This is a genomic window from Vibrio sp. 1CM2L (assembly GCF_023161695.1).
GTDB classification, from domain to species: domain Bacteria; phylum Pseudomonadota; class Gammaproteobacteria; order Enterobacterales; family Vibrionaceae; genus Vibrio; species Vibrio coralliirubri.
Genome location: NZ_JALNTT010000016.1, coordinates 1 through 5,283 on the forward strand (window position 1 = coordinate 1; position 5,283 = coordinate 5,283).

The window sequence follows — 5,283 nt, forward strand, 5'->3', positions numbered from 1 at the left end:
AAAGAATTTAGTGTGCCGACTTAGCTCAGTAGGTAGAGCAACTGACTTGTAATCAGTAGGTCACCAGTTCGACTCCGGTAGTCGGCACCATTCTTTTGCCTCGATAGCTCAGTCGGTAGAGCAGCGGATTGAAAATCCGCGTGTCGGTGGTTCGATTCCGCCTCGAGGCACCATTATTTGGTACTTAACAAATAATGGTCTTTATAGACCTGATGTTGAGACAAGTAATTCCCCTTTAGTTCAGTTGGTAGAACGGCGGACTGTTAATCCGTATGTCGCAAGTTCAAGTCTTGCAAGGGGAGCCATTTTTAAAGGACTTCATTTTTTATGAGGTTTTAATTGAAGAGTTTAACTCTTTAAGCAAAGAATTTAGTGTGCCGACTTAGCTCAGTAGGTAGAGCAACTGACTTGTAATCAGTAGGTCACCAGTTCGACTCCGGTAGTCGGCACCATTCTTTTGCCTCGATAGCTCAGTCGGTAGAGCAGCGGATTGAAAATCCGCGTGTCGGTGGTTCGATTCCGCCTCGAGGCACCATTATTTGGTGCTTAACAAATAATGGTCTTTATAGACCTGATGTTGACACAAATAATTCCCCTTTAGTTCAGTTGGTAGAACGGCGGACTGTTAATCCGTATGTCGCAAGTTCAAGTCTTGCAAGGGGAGCCACATTCAAGAAAGCCAAGTCGAAAGACTTGGCTTTTTTTCGTTTGAACAAAAGCAAACTCTATTCAATAGACGCACCAGCTCAATACTAACTCTTCATCAATCTCAATAAATGAGTTATCTCCTTCTAGTACTCTTATTACAGCAACAGATTCTAAGTTCTATAAAGCATATCCATTCCAACAGAACCAACTCCTTCCAAAGTTCATGACCCACTAATCTTCACATTAAAACAAACAGAATTTAGTTCCGTTACTTTTTTTTCTTCGAAAATTTAATCTCTATCATGTTTTGATGTCTTTCTAATATCTGCCTTACACCACTTAGATTAAGATTCGATGAATTATACCTAATACTAATTATTGAATCGCTGCGCGGGGAAATATGAAACTAAAAACGCAAGCTTACTTATTATCGGGCATCATCTTGATCGCCCTGCTAGCACTGACGGCTACTGGTTTATGGACATTGAGAGTCGCTAGCAACATGGACAACAAAGCTCGCGTGACAGAGCTATTTAAGAGTGCATACAGCATCCTTACTGAAGTGGAGAAGATGGCGATTGATGGCACTCTAGAAGAAGATCAAGCTAAGCAACTGGCTACTCGCCTTCTTCGCAACAACATCTATAAAGATAATGAATATGTTTACGTAGCCGATGAGAACATGACGTTTGTCGCGACACCATTAGATCCTCAACTACACGGAACCAGCTTTAACGACTTTAAAGATGGTGACGGCAATAGTGTTGGTCAGCTAATCCAAAGAGTACTTGGTAATCGTACTGGCGAGATCATTGAGTACACCTGGACACAAAAACTGCCAGATGGAACGATTGAAGAAAAACTGTCTATTGCAGAGAAAACGCCACATTGGGGCTGGGTTGTCGGCACCGGTATCGGGTTCAATGAAGTTAACGCTCGTTTTTGGTCTACCGCTCAATGGCAGCTATTCCTTTGTGTGGTGATTGCTGGTCTTATTCTATCGAGCCTAATTGTATCCATTAAACGCATGCTAGCGCTTCTTGGCGGCGAACCTAAAGATGTAAGAGAAGCTGTACAAGCCGTAGCTCAAGGTCGAATTCAAACCTCTTTCGAAACTCAGGCAACTGACGGTAGTATCTATCACGCAGTGCAACAAATGAGTAAGTCACTGGCTGAGCTAGTATCAAACCTTGATGCTTCAATGCTGGCATTAAGAGGCGAACTGCAGCGCGTTGAAGCTCGCGCTGGGTCAATTGCTCAACTGACAGAGACCCAACAGCAATCAACAGAGATGATCGCGACAGCAATGACCGAGATGGCCTCTTCAGCCAATAACGTTGCTGATTCAGCTAGCGATACCGCGCGCAACACAGATGAGGCCGACAAACAGAGCCAGCATACCCAACAACTCATTCACAACACAGTAGATAACATTCAAGGCCTAGCAGGCCAACTAGGCACAGCCAGCGAAGCTGTCGCTAACCTAGATAACGATGTAAACAACATTGCAAAAGTATTGGATGTGATTGGTGATATAGCTGAGCAAACTAACCTGTTGGCACTAAATGCAGCCATTGAAGCAGCTCGAGCTGGCGAACAAGGTCGTGGATTTGCTGTTGTAGCAGATGAAGTTCGTAACCTTGCAGGCCGAACACAATCGAGCACCAAAGAAATCCAATTAATGATTAATAACCTTCAAGAAGGATCTCGCAACGCAATTCAAACCATGGAAGTGTGTGCCGCGACTAGTGAAAGCACCGTAACAGAGTCTCAAAACGCCTCTGAAGCACTACAACAGATTGTTGTCGCATTAGAGTCCATTTCATCAATGAGTCATCAAATCGCAACAGCGGCCGCTGAGCAGACTCAGGTGAGCGATGATATATCGAAGCGTATCAATATGATCGAAGAGAGCGGTAACCAACTGAGCAATGTCGTAACAGAAAGTCATAACAGCACCCAAACTCTTGCCTCTCTTTCCAACGAATTAGAAGCTTGGGTTAATAGGTTTGAAGTAAAACACTAAACTCCCTAGAAATTTTTAAATAAAAAAGCACGTTTTCATACGTGCTTTTTTTATTTCGGCGCCCATTCAGTGTAGTTAACCGTAGTTTTACTATCTTTTAGGGCATGCTAGACCTAGGTTTTTCACCCCAAACGAGCAAAAACAACCCACTAAGTATAGAAAAACATCAAACGATACTTTTTTTGCAATTTAATGTTGACCCAGAACGCGAAAACACGTTTAATACACCTCGTCGCCCGGATAGCTCAGTCGGTAGAGCAGAGGATTGAAAATCCTCGTGTCGGTGGTTCGATTCCGCCTCCGGGCACCACAATTTATTTGTTGGTGTCTTAGACAACAACAGTAAAGCACAAAGAAATATTATGTGCCGACTTAGCTCAGTAGGTAGAGCAACTGACTTGTAATCAGTAGGTCACCAGTTCGACTCCGGTAGTCGGCACCATTTCTTTAAAGCTTTAAGAATAATTCCCCTTTAGTTCAGTTGGTAGAACGGCGGACTGTTAATCCGTATGTCGCAAGTTCAAGTCTTGCAAGGGGAGCCAAGTTAATCATCAAGCATAAGCTTGTTGATTCATGATGCCGACTTAGCTCAGTAGGTAGAGCAACTGACTTGTAATCAGTAGGTCACCAGTTCGATTCCGGTAGTCGGCACCATTCTCTTGATTAGAGACTAAACAATCAATTCCCCTTTAGTTCAGTTGGTAGAACGGCGGACTGTTAATCCGTATGTCGCAAGTTCAAGTCTTGCAAGGGGAGCCAATTAAAAAAAGCCGCATCATTGATGCGGCTTTTTTGCATCTAAAGATCCTAACTTCTCAATACAACTACCCTCAACTTTCAAAGCTACAAATCTTCGCTATTTAGCTCTCCTTAATATCTACCAACAACAGACGATACATTTACGTAGAGTCACTCATAGTAACGTTACTGCTCATTTTATTAATGAGAAGAGCTGTTGAACAAATCAATGCTAAGCCTGGAAATGAGAAAGCTAAATAACGAATCAAATAAGCGCTAGAAAAGCTCTGTAAGGCACTTCAATCTAAATGACACACTGGTCACTCTTTATCAAAACTGTCCACTACAATAGCGCCCATAGAGGCTGGCATTGAAATAACAATCACTCTTTTGATCGATACAACGGGATCACTCAATAGAGGTAATTTGTCCAAGCAAGTCAGCACCAAAGCAACGACCAATGCCGTCATAACATAAGCAATAACTATTCTGAAAATAAACACCGGCAACCGAGCAACAACATCTTTTTGAAAGACACTCTCATACGTATAGAAGCCCAAAAACACCGCAGACAACAAAAATAGCAGCAATAGATTAGCGGCAGGTAAAGTCTCCCCTAACTTCCAAGCCTCTTCAGAAAAAGAAATCGGTACAGCCAAAGCAAAAGATCCCACAAATATCTGGCTCGCATCTTCAAAGTTAAAACTCAATTTCATAGTTCGACCCATTAGCTTTTAAGGCTTTATCTATTTCGTAAAATAATCACAAAACTATCCGCAGATGATTTGGGGGATTTTTATTTCAACTAAGCAAACAGTAGTGACCTTCTAGCTTCATCTTAGTCCCAATAACCAAAACATAGCTTGAACTAACCAGCAAGAAATCAATATGCTCAGAGCAAAGCGGTCAACACAACTGATTAATATCGAGTCAACAAACACATCAGAATCGAATAAATACCTGTAAACATTCTAAGATACCAGCTCCTAGAACCAGAGAGTCCCAATCCGGTTAGGTGATAAACATTACTGCACGTGTAGGCACGGATACGAGAGGTTCACTATTTCTTAGTATATCTCCCTCCAGCACAACTTTGGAACGCAACCAAACGCCCCTCTCCTTCAACCTGAATCTAGTCCACTTTTACCCTTTGAAATGATTAGAACAAGGCGCGTAATGCATAACAATAGCTATTAAGTCGACTTATTAGGGGCTCTAGCGTTCTTAAGAGAAGCCCCCATGATAGAGCCCTAATTACACATCAGAACTATCCTCTAGATTCACAGATAGGACAGAAGTTAGGTTTCGTAGACGAAGGGCTGCTAGCTAATGCTTGAAAAAAACTCGCTAAATAGAGAAACCACCTACAAGTACAGAGCAACAAGATAGGTTATAAGGCCTGTACAGTTTCAGGTGTGGAGAAGGGGATACGTTGAGTCAGTTCGTCTCATAAAGCTAACTTACAACGCGTATGGTACGGGTACTCGGCACTGAGATTAAAGCTCTATGCTTGTTTCAACTCACAACTGGAGTCTGAAATGATGTAACTCTAATCGTAAGGTTGGGGAGCCCTAGGCTAAGAGCTACGGGATACGGGATACGGGAATCTTTTGTGCAAGTTATTCGACTAACGTGCGAAGAACTATGATTTAGATGTAAAAAAGCCCCACTACTTCTAGCGAGGCTTCTTATAGTAGCTGAGTAACTGGGATCTCAGGCGACCGGGACTCGTTGATCGGAGACCAAATTATCTATACCCAGAAACGACGAAAGCCTAGTCATAAGACTAGGCTTTCTAATAAGTGGCGGAGTGGACGGGACTCGAACCCGCGACCCCCGGCGTGACAGGCCGGTATTCTAACCAACTGAAC

General features: G+C 42.8%; 2 protein-coding genes and 11 tRNA genes. 12 read left to right on the plus strand and 1 reads right to left on the minus strand.

The annotated features are described in order from the left end of the window. The first annotated feature begins 14 nt into the window (after nt 1-14). The 12 genes from MSG34_RS23985 (at nt 15) to MSG34_RS24040 (ending at nt 3,433) form a co-directional block, all read left to right on the plus strand. Nucleotides 15-90, plus strand: a tRNA-Thr gene (locus MSG34_RS23985). A gap of 7 nt (nt 91-97) precedes the next feature. Continuing rightward, nucleotides 98-173, plus strand: a tRNA-Phe gene (locus MSG34_RS23990). Nucleotides 174-229: 56 nt separating this feature from the next. Further along, nucleotides 230-305: transfer RNA gene (locus MSG34_RS23995), tRNA-Asn, on the plus strand. A 71-nt stretch (nt 306-376) separates the two neighbouring features. Beyond that, a tRNA-Thr gene (locus tag MSG34_RS24000) sits at nt 377-452 on the plus strand. 7 nt (nt 453-459) lie between these two features. Continuing rightward, nucleotides 460-535 (plus strand) — tRNA-Phe (locus MSG34_RS24005). Between the two features lie 56 nt (nt 536-591). Then, nucleotides 592-667, plus strand: a tRNA-Asn gene (locus MSG34_RS24010). A 381-nt stretch (nt 668-1,048) separates the two neighbouring features. Continuing rightward, complete coding sequence (locus tag MSG34_RS24015) at nt 1,049-2,674, plus strand: methyl-accepting chemotaxis protein (RefSeq protein ID WP_248339609.1); 1,626 nt, start codon at nt 1,049-1,051, stop codon at nt 2,672-2,674. Between the two features lie 234 nt (nt 2,675-2,908). Then, nucleotides 2,909-2,984, plus strand: a tRNA-Phe gene (locus MSG34_RS24020). 56 nt (nt 2,985-3,040) lie between these two features. Further along, nucleotides 3,041-3,116: transfer RNA gene (locus tag MSG34_RS24025), tRNA-Thr, on the plus strand. A gap of 24 nt (nt 3,117-3,140) precedes the next feature. Next, nucleotides 3,141-3,216 (plus strand) — tRNA-Asn (locus tag MSG34_RS24030). Nucleotides 3,217-3,252: 36 nt separating this feature from the next. After that, nucleotides 3,253-3,328: transfer RNA gene (locus MSG34_RS24035), tRNA-Thr, on the plus strand. Between the two features lie 29 nt (nt 3,329-3,357). After that, nucleotides 3,358-3,433: transfer RNA gene (locus MSG34_RS24040), tRNA-Asn, on the plus strand. Nucleotides 3,434-3,732: 299 nt separating this feature from the next. Here the strand turns inward: MSG34_RS24040 and MSG34_RS24045 are convergent. Then, a complete protein-coding gene (locus MSG34_RS24045) occupies nt 3,733-4,128 on the minus strand; it encodes a DUF2391 family protein (RefSeq protein WP_050645433.1) in 396 nt (131 codons plus the stop codon). Between the last annotated feature and the right edge of the window lie 1,155 nt (nt 4,129-5,283).

What these genes read in the sequence shown, in the direction of transcription:
- MSG34_RS24015 (WP_248339609.1), top strand. Translation starts at nt 1,049, where the DNA reads ATGAAACTAAAAACGCAAGCTTACTTATTATCGGGCATCATCTTGATC.
- MSG34_RS24045 (WP_050645433.1), bottom strand. Translation starts at nt 4,128, where the DNA reads ATGAAATTGAGTTTTAACTTTGAAGATGCGAGCCAGATATTTGTGGGA.